The organism is Polynucleobacter sp. IMCC 29146, assembly GCF_021395195.1.
GTDB lineage: Bacteria > Pseudomonadota > Gammaproteobacteria > Burkholderiales > Burkholderiaceae > Polynucleobacter.
Genome location: NZ_JAJVCR010000001.1, coordinates 320,302 through 337,655, shown reverse-complemented (window position 1 = coordinate 337,655; position 17,354 = coordinate 320,302). Strand labels below are relative to the sequence as shown.

18 protein-coding genes are annotated in these 17,354 nt (G+C 47.4%); 16 read left to right on the top strand and 2 right to left on the bottom strand.

The annotated features are described in order from the left end of the window. The first annotated feature begins 28 nt into the window (after positions 1-28). The 16 genes from LZT22_RS01785 to priA all read left to right on the top strand — a co-directional run bounded on the left by LZT22_RS01785 (position 29) and on the right by priA (position 15,992). A complete protein-coding gene (locus LZT22_RS01785) occupies positions 29-778 on the top strand; it encodes a TSUP family transporter (RefSeq protein WP_233923392.1) in 750 nt (249 codons plus the stop codon). A 130-nt stretch (positions 779-908) separates the two neighbouring features. After that, a complete protein-coding gene (mnmG, locus tag LZT22_RS01780; protein ID WP_233923329.1) occupies positions 909-2,828 on the top strand; it encodes a tRNA uridine-5-carboxymethylaminomethyl(34) synthesis enzyme MnmG in 1,920 nt (639 codons plus the stop codon). Between the two features lie 13 nt (positions 2,829-2,841). Further along, complete coding sequence (gene rsmG, locus LZT22_RS01775) at positions 2,842-3,516, top strand: 16S rRNA (guanine(527)-N(7))-methyltransferase RsmG (RefSeq protein ID WP_233923328.1); 675 nt, start codon at positions 2,842-2,844, stop codon at positions 3,514-3,516. Between the two features lie 24 nt (positions 3,517-3,540). Then, positions 3,541-4,347 carry a ParA family protein gene (locus tag LZT22_RS01770; RefSeq protein WP_233923327.1) on the top strand — a complete coding sequence of 269 codons (807 nt, stop codon included), beginning with the start codon at positions 3,541-3,543 and terminating at the stop codon, positions 4,345-4,347. Then, on the top strand, positions 4,344-5,240 hold the full coding sequence (locus LZT22_RS01765; RefSeq protein ID WP_233923326.1) for a ParB/RepB/Spo0J family partition protein: 897 nt from the start codon (positions 4,344-4,346) through the stop codon (positions 5,238-5,240). Before LZT22_RS01770 ends, LZT22_RS01765 begins: the two co-directional genes overlap by 4 nt. A gap of 60 nt (positions 5,241-5,300) precedes the next feature. Then, positions 5,301-5,816 carry an ATP synthase subunit I gene (locus LZT22_RS01760; protein ID WP_233923325.1) on the top strand — a complete coding sequence of 172 codons (516 nt, stop codon included), beginning with the start codon at positions 5,301-5,303 and terminating at the stop codon, positions 5,814-5,816. Positions 5,817-5,839: 23 nt separating this feature from the next. Continuing rightward, positions 5,840-6,730, top strand: coding sequence for a F0F1 ATP synthase subunit A (gene atpB / locus LZT22_RS01755; protein WP_233923324.1), 891 nt, complete (start codon positions 5,840-5,842; stop codon positions 6,728-6,730). Between the two features lie 39 nt (positions 6,731-6,769). Next, positions 6,770-7,036: a F0F1 ATP synthase subunit C gene (gene atpE, locus LZT22_RS01750; protein WP_233923323.1), complete on the top strand. Its 267-nt coding sequence runs from the start codon at positions 6,770-6,772 to the stop codon at positions 7,034-7,036. A 64-nt stretch (positions 7,037-7,100) separates the two neighbouring features. Continuing rightward, the gene (locus tag LZT22_RS01745; RefSeq protein WP_233923322.1) at positions 7,101-7,571 is read left to right on the top strand and encodes a F0F1 ATP synthase subunit B; all 471 of its coding nucleotides are present in this window, start codon (positions 7,101-7,103) and stop codon (positions 7,569-7,571) included. A gap of 1 nt (position 7,572) precedes the next feature. Then, positions 7,573-8,109 carry a F0F1 ATP synthase subunit delta gene (locus tag LZT22_RS01740; RefSeq protein ID WP_233923321.1) on the top strand — a complete coding sequence of 179 codons (537 nt, stop codon included), beginning with the start codon at positions 7,573-7,575 and terminating at the stop codon, positions 8,107-8,109. 40 nt (positions 8,110-8,149) lie between these two features. Next, the gene (gene atpA / locus LZT22_RS01735) at positions 8,150-9,688 is read left to right on the top strand and encodes a F0F1 ATP synthase subunit alpha (RefSeq protein WP_233923320.1); all 1,539 of its coding nucleotides are present in this window, start codon (positions 8,150-8,152) and stop codon (positions 9,686-9,688) included. Positions 9,689-9,695: 7 nt separating this feature from the next. Continuing rightward, entirely contained in the window at positions 9,696-10,562 is an 867-nt protein-coding gene (gene atpG, locus LZT22_RS01730) for a F0F1 ATP synthase subunit gamma (RefSeq protein WP_233923319.1), read from the top strand. Positions 10,563-10,618: 56 nt separating this feature from the next. Beyond that, the gene (gene atpD / locus LZT22_RS01725) at positions 10,619-12,028 is read left to right on the top strand and encodes a F0F1 ATP synthase subunit beta (RefSeq protein ID WP_233923318.1); all 1,410 of its coding nucleotides are present in this window, start codon (positions 10,619-10,621) and stop codon (positions 12,026-12,028) included. A 9-nt stretch (positions 12,029-12,037) separates the two neighbouring features. Then, positions 12,038-12,454, top strand: coding sequence for a F0F1 ATP synthase subunit epsilon (locus LZT22_RS01720; protein ID WP_233923317.1), 417 nt, complete (start codon positions 12,038-12,040; stop codon positions 12,452-12,454). Positions 12,455-12,472: 18 nt separating this feature from the next. Then, positions 12,473-13,576: a uroporphyrinogen decarboxylase gene (hemE, locus tag LZT22_RS01715; protein ID WP_233923316.1), complete on the top strand. Its 1,104-nt coding sequence runs from the start codon at positions 12,473-12,475 to the stop codon at positions 13,574-13,576. A 283-nt stretch (positions 13,577-13,859) separates the two neighbouring features. Continuing rightward, positions 13,860-15,992 carry a primosomal protein N' gene (priA, locus tag LZT22_RS01710; RefSeq protein WP_233923315.1) on the top strand — a complete coding sequence of 711 codons (2,133 nt, stop codon included), beginning with the start codon at positions 13,860-13,862 and terminating at the stop codon, positions 15,990-15,992. 49 nt (positions 15,993-16,041) lie between these two features. On the opposite strand, the gene LZT22_RS01705 is transcribed toward priA, so the two are convergent. Together LZT22_RS01705 and LZT22_RS01700 are read right to left on the bottom strand one after the other, a co-directional pair. Then, the gene (locus tag LZT22_RS01705; RefSeq protein WP_233923314.1) at positions 16,042-16,227 is read right to left on the bottom strand and encodes a hypothetical protein; all 186 of its coding nucleotides are present in this window, start codon (positions 16,225-16,227) and stop codon (positions 16,042-16,044) included. Positions 16,228-16,274: 47 nt separating this feature from the next. Next, positions 16,275-17,300 (bottom strand): fatty acid desaturase, encoded by a 1,026-nt coding sequence (locus LZT22_RS01700; protein WP_233923391.1) that lies wholly within the window; start codon positions 17,298-17,300, stop codon positions 16,275-16,277. Positions 17,301-17,354 lie beyond the last annotated feature (54 nt).

Genomic DNA, 17,354 nt, shown 5'->3' with positions numbered 1-17,354 from the left:
CATCGAATTTTCAATTTACTTATGGCCACTGTTATTGGCGCTCGCTTTTTTTGCGGGGCTGGTTGATGCCGTGGCTGGCGGCGGGGGCTTAATTCAATTGCCAGCATTATTTGCCGCCTATCCCGAACTACCCCCAGCTGCGCTGATGTCAACTAATAAAGTAGCCGCCATTGGTGGCACGCTCAATGCAGCGCGGCGCTATTTGCGGCACGTTGATTTACCTTGGGCGATTGTGGGCCCCGCCATTGTGTTTGGTTTTATTGGCGCACTACTTGGTGCTCAGGCGGTGACGGTATTTCCTGCCGAACCCTTGCGAAAGGCGCTGCCATTCGTACTCTTATTTTTATTGTTCTATACCTGGTTTCAACCAGCATTGGGTGGTGCGCACGACCCAGTGGAGAAGAATTTTTTGGTGCAACTCAAGGCGGCTTGCCTGGGCCTAATCATCGGCTTTTATGATGGTTTTTTTGGACCAGGCACGGGCAGCTTTTTATTATTTGGCTTTGTACGTTTTTTTAACTTTGATTTTTTGCATGCTTCAGCTGCAACTAAGCTAGTCAATGTGGCAACGAATTTGGCGGCAATTGGCTTATTTGCTAGCTTGGGCTACATTAATTGGCCGCTAGGGCTGGCGATGATGGTGGCAAATATTGCCGGCAGTCAGTATGGCAGTAAGTTAGCCATTCGCCACGGCAGTACCTTTGTGCGCAAAACCTTTTTAATTGTTGTGAGCGCGCTCATTTTAAAATCAGCTTACGACGGCTTTTTTTTGAATTAAATCAAAGGCTTACTCGAAATAACTAGGTTTAAATCAGAGCCAAATAGAGCTGCATAACACCGCCATCGGCAAATTTGTTTCACGTGAAACAGACAAAATGCTATGATCATCGCCCTATCTTGGTTAATTCATGCGCTATTCCAAAAATTTTGAGGTGATTGTTGTCGGTGGCGGCCATGCTGGCACTGAAGCTGCTCTTGCTGCTGCGAGGATGGGCTGTGACACCTTACTCATTACCCACAATATTGAAACCTTGGGTGCCATGAGCTGTAATCCGTCTATTGGCGGAATTGGCAAAGGCCATTTGGTGAAAGAAATTGATGCATTGGGCGGCGCGATGGCAGCGGCAACGGATGAGGCGGGGATTCAATTCCGCATTCTTAATTCAAGCAAGGGGCCAGCTGTGCGCGCCACTAGAGCCCAAGGCGACAGGGTCTTGTATCGAGCGGCCATTCGTCGACGCCTAGAAAATCAGCCTAACTTAACCCTATTTCAAGCCGCAGTAGATGATCTTGTAGTTCTGAACAATCAGGTTCAGGGTGTAGTTACGGCCCTTGGCTTAACCTTTTGTGCACCTCGCATTGTATTAACAGCAGGCACCTTTTTGGGCGGTAAAATTCATGTTGGGCTAGATAGTCACGCGGGCGGTCGTGCCGGTGATCCCGCAGCCAATACCCTGTCTCTGCGCCTGAAAGAGCTGCAATTACCTCAGGGGCGGCTTAAAACTGGCACCCCACCGCGAATTGATGGCCGCACCATTGATTTTTCAGTCATGCAAGAGCAGCCTGGTGATCTTGATCCCGTTCCAAGCTTTTCATTTTTGGGTCGTCCAGAACAGCACCCTCCTCAAGTATCCTGCTGGATTACCCATACGAATGAACAAACCCACGACATCATTCGCCGTGGGCTTGATCGTTCACCCATGTATACCGGCGTGATAGAGGGCGTCGGACCACGATACTGCCCGTCAATTGAAGACAAAATCCATCGTTTCAAGTCTAAAAATGCCCATCAAATCTTTTTAGAGCCTGAGGGCTTATCAACCAATGAGTTTTATCCTAATGGCATTTCTACCAGCCTACCCTTTGATATTCAGTGGGATCTGGTAAGAAGTATTCGGGGCATGGAGGCGGCAACGATCTTGCGCCCCGGCTATGCAATCGAGTACGACTTTTTTGATCCACAACACTTGCGTCACACCCTAGAGACAAAAGCCATCACAGGGCTCTATTTTGCTGGCCAAATCAACGGCACAACTGGCTATGAAGAGGCCGCTGCACAGGGTTTGTTGGCAGGCATTAATGCTGCTTTAGCTATTTTGGGCAAAGAGCCGTGGATACCCAAGCGGAGTGAGTCCTATATTGGCGTCTTGGTGGACGACTTAATAACCCGCGGAGTGCAAGAGCCCTACCGGATGTTTACAAGCCGGGCCGAATACCGTCTCAGCTTACGTGAAGATAATGCTGATTTGCGCCTGACAGCTATCGGGCGCCAATTGGGCTTAGTCGACAATGTCCGTTGGGGGTTCTTTTGTGAAAAAGAAGCTGCTGTTTCACGTGAAACATTGCGCCTCAATAGCATTTGGGTTGGTCCCCGGCACGAAAAAGCAGGTGCATTGGCACTTATTTTGGGGCAAGCACTGGCACACGAGTGCTCTTTGGCTGAAATACTCCGGCGCCCTAGCATAGGTTATAGCGAGTTAATGGCAGCCGAAAAAGGTTTTTGGCATCCAGGCGATTTGGCAGACGACCCCATTTTGGACCAGCAAATTAAAGATCAAGTAGAAATTGCCATCAAATATCAAGGTTATATCGATCGACAAAGCGCAGAAATTGCGCGTCATGCCCATTTTGAGGGCTTAAGCTTACCCATAAACTTGGATTACCTCGAAGTTCATGGTTTATCGGCTGAGGCTCAGCAGAAGCTAAACTTTCATAAACCCGCTACGCTTGGCCATGCTGCCCGCATTTCAGGAGTAACCCCTGCCACCATTTCTTTATTGCTCGTGCACCTGAAGAAGGGGCTTGGTAAGGGCACTGTTCTCTTATGAGATTAGGCGCCCAATGAGCCAGCTAGCAGATGGGCTCCAAGATTTAAGCGTGGCTTTATTGCCAGCGGCAGTCGCTGACCTCGAGCTATTTTTGCTAGAGCTTGAGCGCTGGAATCGGGTTCATAACTTAACTGCTATTACTGAAGAAAACGCCTCTATAAGTCTGCATCTCCTTGATTCTATTGCAATTTTACCTGGAATGCTGGTGGCTTTAGAGGCGCAAGCTGGGAGCACATCACAAACCAGTACGCAGCCCTATAGAATTGCCGACCTCGGGTCTGGAGGGGGCCTACCCGCAATTCCTTTGGCCATTGCACGGCCAGACTGGCGTTTTAGCCTAATTGAAAAAGTCCGTAAAAAAACCGCTTTTTTACAGCACCTTAAAGGTCGGCTGCATTTAAATAATGTGGAAATACTAACTATGCGGGTTGAGGATGCGGGCGCGAAATTTGCAGGCGAGTTTGACGCAGTTATTTCGCGGGCTTTTACCAATTTAGCTGATTTTTTGCGCTTAGCCGAACCCTTTTTAAAGCCAACCGGCGTGGTTTTTGCCATGAAAGCAAAACACGTTGAAGCTGAAATTAGCTCGCTCCCTCAAGAACGGTGGCGCTTAGTTGCCGATTTGCCGGTGCATTTACCCAATTGCACAGTCGAACGCCATTTACTCACCTTTACCCAACTGCACTAATCTTTTATAGAGCATTTTTTTACTATGGCTAAAATTTTTTGTGTTGCCAATCAAAAAGGCGGGGTCGGTAAAACTACCACCGCTGTTAATTTAGCAGCGGGCTTGGTGGGTCATCAGCAACGCGTACTATTGGTAGATCTAGACCCGCAAGGTAACGCCACTATGGGTTCCGGTATAGAAAAAAGCGACTTAAGCAAAACAGTCTATCAAGTATTAATTGGTCATGCAGCAGTGCAAGAGGCCGTGCAGCGTTGCCCTAGCGCTGGCTACGACGTATTACCAGCAAACCGTAATTTGGCTGGCGCAGAAATTGAATTGGTCGATCTTGATGAGCGTGAGCTGCGTCTCAAAAATGCTTTGCATAGCGTTGCGCACGACTACGATTTCGTTTTGATTGATTGCCCACCAGCCCTTTCATTGCTTACCTTAAACGGCTTATGCGCAGCGAATGGTGTAATTGTGCCAATGCAATGTGAGTACTTTGCACTAGAGGGTTTATCCGACCTAGTGAATACGATTAAACAAGTGCATGCCAAGTTAAATCCAGACCTCGTCATCATAGGATTGTTGCGAGTGATGTTCGATGCACGGATGACATTACAGCAGCAAGTGTCTGAGCAGTTACTGGCCCATTTTGGCGATAAAGTTTTTAGCTCTATTATTCCGCGCAATGTGCGCTTGGCCGAAGCCCCCTCATACGGTATGCCCGGAGTCACCTTTGATAAGGCTTCCCGTGGTGCCCAGGCATATTTGGAGTTTGGTGCCGAAATGATTCAGCGGGTGCAGACAATGAACATAATGCAGGGCAATTCAGCAGAGGTGAAACCATGAGCGTGGCTAAGAAAAAAGGCTTAGGCCGAGGGCTTGATGCCCTGTTGGGCGAAACAAATCAGTCTGAGGTAGCAGGATCAAGCATTGCCTCCTTACCACTTACCGCTTTGCAGGCCGGCAAGTATCAACCTCGTCAACAGATTAAGTCAGAGGGTTTGCAAGAGTTGGCTGAGAGCATTCGTGAGCAGGGCATTATGCAACCGCTATTGGTGCGTGAGGTGGCTCCAGGCAAATATGAAATTATTGCCGGCGAACGACGCTTTCGCGCGGCCCAATTGGCTGGCTTATCCGCTGTGCCGGTATTAATTAGCATGGCGAACGATCGCTCTGCAGCGGCAATGGCATTAATCGAGAACATGCAGCGTGAAGATTTAAACCCCCTTGAAGAGTCTCAGGGCTTGGCGCGCCTCATTGCAGAGTTTGGTTTTACCCATGAGGCTGCTGCCAAGGCAGTTGGCAAATCGCGTAGCGCCATTAGCAACTTATTGCGTCTCTCTCAACTAGCCAAGCCGGTGCAAGCCATGCTCATGGCTGGTGAGCTCGATATGGGTCACGCACGCGCCCTCTTGCCGTTACCCGGCGCAAGCCAAATTATTTTGGCGCAACGCATTGTGGCTCAAGGCTTGTCAGTTCGCGAGGCAGAAAAAATGGCAAGCGCAGCCACTATTGCTATGGGTCAAATTGGGCAGAGTAAAAAATCGTTGGTAAATTCCGCCTCAGCTGCGGCCAATAAAGATCCTGATTTACGCCGTTTAGCCCAAGAGATAGCTGATCTAATCGGCTTAGCAGCACAATTTAAAATAAAAAGTAAGGGCGGCGAGCTCTGTATTCGTTTTAGCCAATTTGATGAGTTAGATGCCTTACTAAAAAAGTTGGGTATTGCGCATGTGTAGAAAAAATACCCGGCAAAAAGTTCAAAATCAATTGACCAATCATGTTGGTAACACTAAAATATGCGGGCTAAATTGATTACCCAAAAAAATCAATTTCCGCCGAAGTGTCAATGGGAAGAGCCCGAAGAGGCCTTTCGGACCTACAGCAAAGCAGAAATGAGCGCCTTACGGGCTGCACAGCCCGCGCAATTTTTTGCCTTGTCGTCTTGGCGAATAATTTTGGGTCAGGTGGTAGTAACACTGCTTAGCGCGGTTATTTGTAGTTTTTTTGGGAGCCCGTTGGGTATAAACCTTTATACTCAGTCGGCTTTGGTGGGTGGCTTAATTGGGTTTTTACCAGCGAGTGTCTTTTTGTTGCGGCTGCAAATCGCGAGTAATTCCACCAAGCCTAGCGCAGGGCAGTTTTTGGCGGCGGTGATTTCTGGCGAGTTAATTAAGATCACTTTAACTTTAGCCTTGTTTGTGGGGTTTGCGGTCAAGCAGCCAGATTTAAAATGGTTGCCGTTGTTGCTGACTTATTTTTTAACCTTGAAGTGCTATTGGTTTATGTGGCGCTTCAAGCAGGTAGCAAAATGATTGAAACAGGGAATTGTTGATAGATGTCTAGCGAAGCAAATCTGGCAAATGGAGTCGCATCGCACGGTGCAACTGAAGCCATTACGCCCACCTCATATATTGCTGAGCATTTGCAAAACCTCAATAATATCGGCGGCAAACAAGCTTCAATTATTGACTTTAGCGTTATTAATTTAGATACCGTTTTTTGGACCTCGTTAATGGGCGTCTTAGCGGTTGTCTTGTTGTTAATCGCTGCGCGGCGTGCAAGCCCCGGAGTTCCAGGGCGCTTCCAAGCATTGGTGGAAATGCTGGTTGAAATGGTCGAAACCCAATCCAAAAGCATTATTCATGGGAACCGCACTTACATTGCCCCGCTCGCCCTATTCGTGTTCTGTTGGATCATTTTGCTAAACACCCTTGACCTCATCCCGGTTGACTGGATTGTCGGCGTGAATCAGTTCGTTGGAAGTTTTGGCCTGCATGTGCCCCATCACAAAATTGTGCCGACTACCGATCTCAACGCCACTCTCGGACTATCCTTTTCAGTGCTCTTGTTAGTGCTTTTTTATAGTTTCAAAATTAAGGGCGTTGGCGGTTTTATGCATGAATTAATTTCTGCGCCATTTGGGGCTAAATGGTATTTGGCGCCAATTAATCTAGCATTAAATTTAATTGAGTATGTAGCTAAGGGCGTCTCCTTAGGTATGCGACTTTTTGGCAACATGTATGCAGGCGAATTAATTTTCTTGCTCATTGCGCTTCTGGGTAGCATTTGGACCTTTAGTCTGGACATGACGATGTTTGGATTTGTCGGTAACGTCATAGCCGGATCAGCGTGGGCGATATTTCACATACTTGTTATTTTGTTGCAAGCGTTTATTTTCATGATGCTGACTTTGGTCTACATTGGCCAAGCGCATAGTCACCATTAATTTTTTCAACCTCACCCCTTTTAATACTTAGGAGTTAACATGCAAGCATTTTTAGCCAACATCCAGGGACTGACAGCCGTCGGTATCGGTCTTATCATTGGTTTGGGCGCCTTAGGAGCCTGTTTGGGCATTGGCCTTATGGGCGGAAAATTTATTGAAGGTGCAGCCCGTCAACCTGAGTTGATGAACGAACTGCAAACCAAAATGTTCCTTTTGGCTGGTTTAATCGACGCAGCGTTTTTGATCGGCGTTGGTGTGGCAATGTTGTTTGCCTTTGCAAACCCACTGCTTGCCGTCATCAAGTAATTGTTGCGGTTTAGATGACTAAATTGGTCATCTCTCCGCTTTTAACAATACCGAAAGGAACATCGTGAATCTGAACGCGACCTTATTCGCGCAAATGATCGTTTTCTTCATACTATGGTGGGTTGTTGCACGCTTTGTGTGGCCGCCGTTGGTGAAGGCATTAGATGATCGCGCCACGAAAGTAGCCGAAGGCTTGGCTGCTGCAGAGCGAGGCAAAGCCGATTTGGCATCTGCTAGCAAAATTGCTGAACAAGAATTAGCTGGTGCTCGCCAAGAAGGTGCACAACGGGTTGCCGAAGCTGAAAAGCGGGCACAAATGGCCGCCGAAGAAATTCGTTCCAATGCCCAAGCCGAAGCTGCCCGAATTTTGGCGCAGGCTAAAGAAGATGCAGACCAACAAGTGAGTCGCGCCCGGGAAATTTTACGGCTTGAGGTGGCCGCCCTAGCAGTACAAGGCGCTCAACAAATATTGCAACGTGAAGTCGATGCTAAATCCCACGCAGCATTATTAGATCAATTGAAGGCGCAACTTTGATATGGCTGATTTAGCAACGATTGCCCGCCCTTACGCTGAGGCCTTATTTGCTAGCGCTCAGCCAACTGATTTAGCGCCGTGGGCAGCTCAACTAAACGAGCTAGCGCAAATTGCTTCAGCACCAGAATTGGTCTTGTTGGCCAATAACCCCAAGGTGTCTGCCGCCGACTTAAGTCAGCTCATTGTAGGCATGGCCAAAACACCAATAAGTGAACGGGTTTTGAGTTTTTTGCGCTTACTTAATCAAAATCAGCGCTTAGGTGTTTTGAGTGAAATAGCGGCGCAATTTAGTTTATTAAAAAATCATAGCGAAGGCGCTGCAGAGGTCATGATTACTAGCGCATTTCCACTTGAGGGCGAGGCCTTAAGTAGTTTATTGGTCAGCCTAAAAAAGCGCTTCGGCGGCAAAGAATTGCGCCCAACGATTGCTCTTGATCCCAGCTTAATTGGCGGCATTCGGGTGCAAGTTGGCGATGAAGTGTTAGACGGCTCAGTAAAAGCGCGCTTGGCTCAGATGCAAATTAGCCTAAGCGCATAAGTTAATGAAGAACATACGAATTAAGACCCAGGAGTAAGCAATGCAACTCAACCCTTCCGAGATCAGCGAGCTGATCAAAAGCCGAATTAGTGAATTAGGCATTGATACGCAGATGCGTAATCAAGGTACCGTTATTTCGGTAACTGATGGTATTTGCCGAGTATATGGACTGTCTGGGGTGATGCAAGGAGAGATGTTAGAGTTTCCTGGCGGCACCATTGGTCTTGCTTTAAACCTAGAGCGTGATTCGGTTGGTGCGGTGGTGTTAGGTGAATACACCCATATTAAAGAGGGCGATCCAGTTAAGTGTACGGGCCGAATTTTGGAAGTTCCCGTAGGGCCTGAATTATTAGGTCGAGTGGTTGATGCATTAGGCCAGCCCATCGATGGCAAAGGCCCCGTTAATGCAAAATTAAGCGACTTCATTGAAAAAGTTGCACCAGGCGTGATTGCTCGCCAATCCGTTAGTCAACCCGTACAAACTGGCCTAAAGGCAATCGATGCAATGGTGCCCATTGGGCGCGGTCAGCGCGAATTAATCATTGGCGATCGTCAAACCGGTAAAACTGCCGTCGCAGTTGATGCCATCATTAATCAAAAAGGCAAAGGCGTTTATTGCGTTTACGTGGCTATTGGACAAAAAGCCTCCACTATCGCCAACGTCGTGCGCAAGCTCACCGAGCTGGGCGCCATGGAGTACACCGTGGTGGTTGCAGCTAGTGCGTCCGATTCGGCGGCAATGCAATATTTATCGGCTTACGCGGGTTGCACCATGGGCGAATACTTCCGCGATCGCGGCGAAGATGCCTTAATTGTTTATGATGATTTAACCAAGCAAGCGGTTGCTTACCGTCAAATTTCGCTGTTATTGCGCCGTCCGCCTGGGCGTGAAGCCTACCCTGGCGACGTGTTTTATCTGCACTCACGCTTACTTGAGCGCGCTGCTCGGGTGAATGCGGAATATGTTGAAAAGTTTACGAAAGGCGCCGTAAAAGGTAAAACAGGATCGCTTACAGCATTGCCCATTATTGAAACCCAAGCGGGCGACGTCTCTGCATTTGTGCCAACAAATGTGATCTCGATTACCGATGGACAAATCTTTTTAGAAACCGACTTATTCAATGCTGGTGTGCGCCCGGCTATTAATGCTGGTATTTCTGTATCACGGGTGGGCGGTGCTGCACAAACTAAAGTGATTAAAAAATTATCGGGCGGTATTCGTACCGACTTAGCGCAATATCGCGAGTTAGCGGCGTTTGCACAATTTGCTTCCGACCTCGATGATGCTACGCGTAAACAGCTTGAGCGTGGGCGTCGAGTGACTGAACTACTAAAGCAGCCACAATACATGCCCATGCAAGTTTGGCAAATGGCTGCATCACTCTACGCTGTCAACAACGGCTTCTTCGATGACATTGATGTGAAGCAAGTGCTGCCCTTTGAAAAAGGTTTGCATGAGTTTTTAAAATCCAAATATGCTGCGTTAGTAGCCAATATTGAAGATACCAAAGACTTAAGCAAGGATGATGAAGCTGCATTACGTGCAGCGGTTGAAGACTACAAACGCGCGGCCGCATAAATAGACTATGGCAAGCACAAAAGAAATCCGCTCCAAGATTAAAAGCGTACAAAATACGCGCAAGATCACCAAGGCCATGGAAATGGTTGCCGCCTCGAAGATGCGGCGTGCGCAAGAGCGGATGCGTGCAGCTCGCCCCTATGCTGAAAAAATTCGTGAAATTGTTGCTAATTTAGCCAAAGCAAATCCCGAGTACCGCCCAAGTTATATGACGGTGCGTGAAGTCAAAACCATTGGCACTATTTTGGTCAGCACTGATAAGGGCTTGTGTGGCGGCTTAAATACCAATGTACTGCGCTTAGTGATGAATCAGGCACGCGAAATGCAAGAGGCCCAGATTGAAATTGAATTTACCGCCATTGGCGCTAAGGGTCTGCAATTTTTAAATCGGTCTAAGGCAAAAATTCTATCCGAAGTGATTCAGTTGGGTGATACGCCCCACATGGATATTTTGATTGGCTCTATCGCTGCACAATTGACAGCTTTTGAAAAAGGCGAAGTTGACGCGGTCTATTTGGCCTATACCCGCTTTATCAATACCATGAAACAAGAGCCCGTGTTAGAAAAACTTTTACCTCTCGAGCCAAGTGCTTTAGAGCCGCAACAGTCAGCCCATGCATGGGATTATATTTACGAGCCAGATGCCGAGTTGGTGCTCAATAGTCTATTAAAACGCTATGTCGAGGCTTTAATTTTTCAAGCTGTAGCTGAAAATAAAGCCTCGGAACAATCGGCGCGCATGGTCGCTATGAAGTCGGCTTCGGATAATGCAAAAAATGTGATTGGTGAATTGCAACTGGAATACAACAAAACGCGTCAAGCGGCGATTACCAAAGAGTTGTCAGAAATTGTTGGCGGCGCGGCGGCGGTATAAGCCGAGCCTATTTAGTAGCAAGAAAGAATTTTAGGAATTAAAAGCGGAGAAATACGATGAGTAACGTAAGCAACGGCAATATCGTGCAGTGCATTGGTCCTGTAGTAGACATTCAATTTCCACGTGATCAAATGCCCAATATTTATGATGCCTTGACTCTGGTCGATAGCGGGGAAGCATCGTTTGCTGAAAAGGGGCTCACCTTTGAAGTGCAACAACAAATTGGCGATGGTGTCGTACGTACGATCGCGATGGGCGCCAGTGATGGTTTGCGCCGTGGCATGGAAGTAAAGTCGACCGGCAAACCAATCTCAGTACCGGTTGGCCCCGCAACGTTGGGCCGCATTATGGATGTGTTGGGTCGCCCAATTGATGATGCTGGTCCAATTGCAACCGATGTGCGGCGCGCAATTCATCAGCCCGCCCCTAAGTTTGAAGATCTCGCCCCTTCAGTAGACTTGCTTGAAACGGGCATTAAGGTAATCGATTTAGTTTGTCCATTCGCTAAAGGCGGTAAGGTTGGCTTGTTTGGTGGAGCAGGAGTAGGTAAAACTGTCAACATGATGGAGCTCATTAACAATATTGCTAAACAACACTCGGGATTATCTGTATTTGCCGGTGTTGGCGAGCGTACCCGTGAAGGTAATGACTTTTATCATGAGATGAAAGAGTCAAATGTAATCGATAAAGTGGCCATGGTGTTTGGTCAAATGAACGAGCCCCCAGGAAATCGTTTGCGCGTGGCCTTAACGGGTTTAACCATGGCCGAAGCATTCCGTGATGAAGGCCGCGATATTTTGTTCTTCGTCGACAATATTTATCGTTACACATTAGCTGGCACAGAAGTCTCCGCTTTATTGGGGCGGATGCCCTCTGCTGTAGGTTATCAACCAACTTTGGCTGAAGAGATGGGGAAATTGCAAGAGCGTATTACCTCAACTAAAACTGGCTCAGTGACATCAATTCAAGCGGTTTATGTCCCTGCAGATGACTTAACCGATCCCTCTCCGGCGACAACCTTTTTGCATTTAGATTCCACCGTGGTGCTCTCAAGGGATATTGCAGCTTTAGGTATTTATCCCGCAGTTGACCCACTCGATTCAACTAGTCGTCAGCTTGATCCGCAGGTCGTTGGTCAAGAGCATTATGAGGTGGCTCGCGAAGTGCAGATGACCTTGCAACGCTATAAAGAGTTGCGCGATATTATTGCTATTTTGGGGATGGATGAATTATCGCCAGAAGATAAGTTAGCCGTATCGCGCGCGCGTAAAATTCAACGTTTCTTGTCGCAACCATTCCACGTCGCTGAAATTTTTACTGGCTCGCCGGGAAAATATGTGCCTTTAAAGGAAACCATTCGTGGCTTTAAAATGATTGTGAGTGGCGAATTAGATCACCTGCCAGAACAAGCTTTTTATATGGTTGGATCTATCGACGAAGCGATTGAAAAAGCCAAGAAGCTTTAAGGACAAAACATGGCAACAATTCGGGTTGATGTTGTGAGTGCTGAGCAGTCTATTTTTAGTGGCGAAGCCAACTTTGTTGCGCTTCCTGGTGAAAGCGGCGAGCTGGGAATTTTGCCTGGTCACACGCCACTCATTACCCGTATTCGTCCCGGATCAGTGCGCATTGAGAAGGTAGATGGCGAGGAAGAATTTGTGTTTGTTGCGGGCGGCTATTTAGAGGTACAGCCCGATCACATTACAGTTTTGGCCGATACGGCGATTCGCGGTCACGATCTGGATGAAGCAAAAGCCCTCGAGGCTAAAAAACGCGCGGCAGAGGCTATGCAAAATCGGGGTAGCGAATTTGATTTGGCTTTAGCACAATCCGAATTTGTTATGGCCGCCGCTCAATTAGCTGCACTTGCGCGCTTTCGGCGCAAAAAATAATTCTTTGTCAAGCTAGCCTTGCTGAACGATCGATTCCTTAAGGCCTGCCTTGGCGAGCCAACGGATCGAACGCCGTTGTGGCTGATGCGCCAAGCTGGTCGTTATTTGCCAGAGTACAACGCTACGCGCGCCCGCGCGGGCAGTTTTTTAGCGCTAGCCAAGAACCCCAGTTTAGCTACTGAAGTTACCCTTCAGCCACTTGATCGCTACCCCTTAGATGCTGCAATTTTATTTTCCGACATCTTAACTATTCCTGACGCCATGGGCCTTGGTTTGCAATTTACCGCTGGCGAAGGCCCCAGCTTTGAAAGGCCTTTGCGCACAGCGGATGATGTAGCTAAGTTGCAAGTGGCGGATATGAATCAGCTGAAGTATGTTTTTGATGCGGTTGCAGAAATTCGCCGCGCGCTAATGCAAAATGGTCAGCAGCGTATGCCACTGATTGGTTTTTCAGGATCGCCGTGGACACTGGCTTGTTACATGATTGACGGCTCAAGCGCTGATGACTTTCGTCATGCTAAAACCATGATGTTTAGTCGGCCAGACTTACTGGCACAGATTCTCAAAATCAATGCCCAGTCTGTAGCCCAATATTTAAGCTTGCAATTAGAGGCCGGCGCTCAAGCATTAATGATTTTTGATACATGGGGCGGCATGCTGCCCGACAAGTGGTATCAAAGTGTATCTTTAGCAAGCATGCGCGAAGTAATAGCGCAGCTGCCCCGAGAGCACCAAGGGCGAAAAGTGCCGATTATTATTTTCACCAAAGGGGGTGGCCTCTGGTTAAACGATATGGCACAAGCTGGTGCTGATGTCATTGGTCTAGACTGGACTATCTCTCTGCAGCACGCGCGCGCAGCACTGGTAGCGGCTAATACCCCCATAGCACTTCAAGGCAATATTGATCCCCTTGCCCTATTTGCCGAGCCCGCCCAAATTCAGCAATTAGCGTGTGAAATACTCGATGGATTGGCGTCAGCGCCGCCTATGCGCCCCAAACTACATCCCTTAGATGGGCATATCTTTAATTTGGGCCATGGCATTTCACAATTTACCCCCCCAGAGCACGTTTCTGCGCTAGTTGAGGCGGTCATAAGCCACTCCCAAGCCCTTAGAAAGTAGGCTAAACCAGAGCCGCTTGGCCTGTCAATTTGGTGCATTGCGAAAAGTTATGCACATAGTTATGCACAGCCAAACACGAGAATAAGAAATTCAGTAAGATTCGCTCGAAGCTTCAGATTACCCCTGCATAATTTAGTCTAAGTAATTGTTTTAATTGAATAAATAGTCGTAAAGCACCCCTCACGTAAGACTTTAAAAATGAACGCTAATGAAAAGATAATGGCAAACTTAGCGATATCCACAGACTTATCCACAAGTAAAGTTAACCCGCTAAAGCGCTGTAATGACTAAGCCCCTCATTGTTCAGGTTGCGATTGATAAGCCCCTGCGCCAATGCTTTGACTATATTTGGAATAGTGAAAAATTAGGGCAAGATCCCCTTATTGGCCAATTGGTTGAGGTACCATTTGGCCGCGGAAATTTAGTTGGGGTTGTGGTTCAAGTAAGCCATGACACTGCCCTAGAGCCGGCCCAATTAAAGACAGTTACGCAACTTGCACCGATTCCGGCCTTAGACCCCCAATTAATGCAGCTCATGGTATTTGCCAGCACGTACTATATTCAAGGGCTTGGCGAAACCCTCATTCCAAGTATTCCGCAATATTGGAAAAAACCCAAAAATTGGCCAAAACTACAACTTGCGCTAATGGATCAGGCGGCCATTAGTCAGGATGGTGGCCCCCACTCCAGCAGCAAAAGCGCTAAGGCTACCGGCGCCATTCTGACGGCAGCGCTAAATGCAGAGCAGGCCGCTGCGTTAACAAAATTAAATAATCAAAAACAAGACAGCCAGAAGAGCGGCTTGCGCGCCACATTATTGCAGGGCAGAACAGGTAGTGGCAAAACGGCCGTTTTTTTAAATTGGCTGGCTAATATATTGGCAGAAAAAAATGCTCAAGTGCTGATTTTGGTGCCCGAAATTAATTTAACCCCGCAATTAGAGAGAAGTGTGCGTGCGCATTTTCCAGGGCACACACTAGCTGTCTTACATAGTGCGTTGGCAGAAAAAAAACGCGGCATGGCCTGGTATGAAGCACAAATTGGTCGGGCGCAAATCATTCTTGGTACCCGTTTAGCTGTCCTTACTCCCATTCCGCACTTAAGGGCAATCGTCGTTGATGAAGAGCACGATACATCGTATAAACAGCAAGAAGGTACGCGTTATTCAGCACGTGATTTAGCAGTTTGGCGCGCTCATAATTTACACATTCCTATTGTTCTTTCTTCTGCTACACCCTCTTTAGAAACTTGGTTGGCTGCACGCAATAGGCGCTATGACTTAATCCAGCTAAACCAGCGAGCACAAGGCGGTGCAATGCCAGAAATACGCTTGATTGATTTAAAAGACAAAAATAATCAATCTGCTGGTGCTAAAAAAATTCATCTTTCAAGGCCTCTGGCCAATGCAATTGATGCTAACTTACAGCAGCAGGAGCAAAGTTTAGTGCTAATTAATCGCCGTGGGTATGCTCCTGTTTTAACTTGCTTATCTTGCGGCTGGCTTTCACAGTGCGCGCAATGCAGTGCATATTTAGTCTTGCATAAGCCAGGTGCAATTACTGCTAAGCCGATTTTGAGTTGTCACCATTGTGGCTTGGTAAAGTCTGTACCTAAGAGTTGTCCTGAATGCGGAGATGCCGATATACGACCCATTGGGCAAGGAACACAAAAAATTGAAGATGCAATCGGCCTAGCTTGGCCAAACGCCCGCATCTTGCGGATTGATGCTGATAGTAGTCGCAGGGGGCGTGGCGCTGAAGATATGATGCAGGCGGTGCATGCTGGTGAAATCGATATTATTATCGGCACACAAATGATTGCGAAGGGTCATGACTATCAAAATATCCGTGTAGTTGGCGTATTAGATGCTGATGCGCGTTTATATTCGCACGATTATCGTGCTCCGGAACGCTTATTTGCACAACTCGTTCAGGTTGCTGGGCGCGCTGGTCGAAGCGATGGTGTAGAAAAAATAAGTCAAATTTATATTGAAACCCGCCATCCAAATGCCGCTGTTTTTCAATACTTAATTCAGCATGATGTCGATGGTTTTTTAGCGCAGTTAGCAACTGAACGTGAAGAAGCGCAGTTGCCGCCTTTTACTTTTCAGGCCTTGATTCACGCCGAGGGAAAAGTGTTAAGCAAGGTATTGGTATTTTTAGCGCAGCTTAAACAAGAGGCAGCCAGCCACTTTGACGCCGAACAGCAGGTAAAAATATACGATCCCGTAGCGAAGAGTATGGTGCGAATTGCAGGCTTAGAACGCGCCCAATTAGTTATTGAAGCCAATCATCGGAATCAATTGCAAGGTGTTTTAGAGCAAATTGATACCTTCTTACGAGGTCAGTCGCAAGGGCGTATTAGCAAGAAGGACAAAATACGCTGGTCGATTGAGCGCGATCCAGCGCTTATTTAAACTAAAGGCCCTACCTACTCTGTAGACCTTAGTTATACCCAAGCCGACGTTAGGTTTTAGCTGAGCCCGTACGATGAGTACGGTTATAGAGGCAGCTGGCACAAATCCAGCGCTGTTTGCGATTGCTCGTAGGAATCCACGTACCACCTTCTAAGCGCTTCTCGCGACTACAAGATGAGCAAAATTTAAGGCTTTGTGAGGTGTCTTGGGTTGGGGCGGTGGTTGAGGTGGTCATAAGCATTCCGAGGGGTACTAATCTACAGAAATGCTATTTTACCCGTTTTAGCAAGCTGGGGCAGGCGTCAGCATAATTTTCACTGAATCAGCGGTTTTATTGCCATCAAAATCTAGCCAGGCCTTATTTTCAAAGTCATACAGCTTACAGGCTCTGGCAGTATCAAAATACCATTTCCAGGAGAATTTTTGGATAAAAATTCGCTCTGGTAAAACAGTTTCTAGCTTCGCCTGAGCCTCTTTAAGACGATATAGGGGAATCGACATATCTACATGGTGAGCCGTGTGCTCCATGATATGGTGCATTAATGCGCCCCAGACAAAATTAAAAGTCAGATGAACGGTGGTAGAAACAAAGGGCTGAGCCCTTAACCATTCCGATTTTTTATCGTACCAAGACACTGAGGGGTGGGTGTGGTGTACGTAAACTACAAAACCAATCATGCCATTCCAAAATAAAAATGGCAAAGCAAAACCGGTGAGCAGGGTAATCCAAATCGATTGGTCGGTAAGCCAAGCCCCAGCAATGAGTGAGCCAAGCCACAGAACCGCAAAGGCCGAGACCAAATAGTTATCTTTCATAAAAATGGCACGGTTCGCTGGCTTATAAGTGGCATTGGGAAAGTATTCTCTTTTCCACCAGATTTCAATCATGTAATACAGTACTGGGCCCCAGCCGCTGCGATAAATGCGCTCAAGGGTTTGGCGCCATGCAGGTAAAGCATCAAACTCGGCTTTTGAAAGTGGCGCCCACACAAAATCAAAACCTTTTAAATTCGTTTGCCCGTGATGAACAACGTTGTGACCAATGTCCCAGAGGCTGTAGGGGGTTAACGAAGGCAAAAAGGCAATGCGTCCAAGTACTTTATTCAGTTCGCGATTAGCGGTAAAGCTTTGATGACAAGCATCGTGCCCAAGGATAAAGATACGTCCTGTGATAAATCCTGCGATTACGCCAAAAAGTATTTTAAGCAAAATATGTTCAAAATAGACGGTGGCAAAAATGGCGCCTAGCCAAAGTGTTGCGTCAAACAAAAGTAAAGCAATTGCCCGACTCGTTTCGCCCTTCGCCATCGGCTCTAACCAGCTGCGAATAATTTTACGGTGAGGCAATGGTTGATCGGGCGT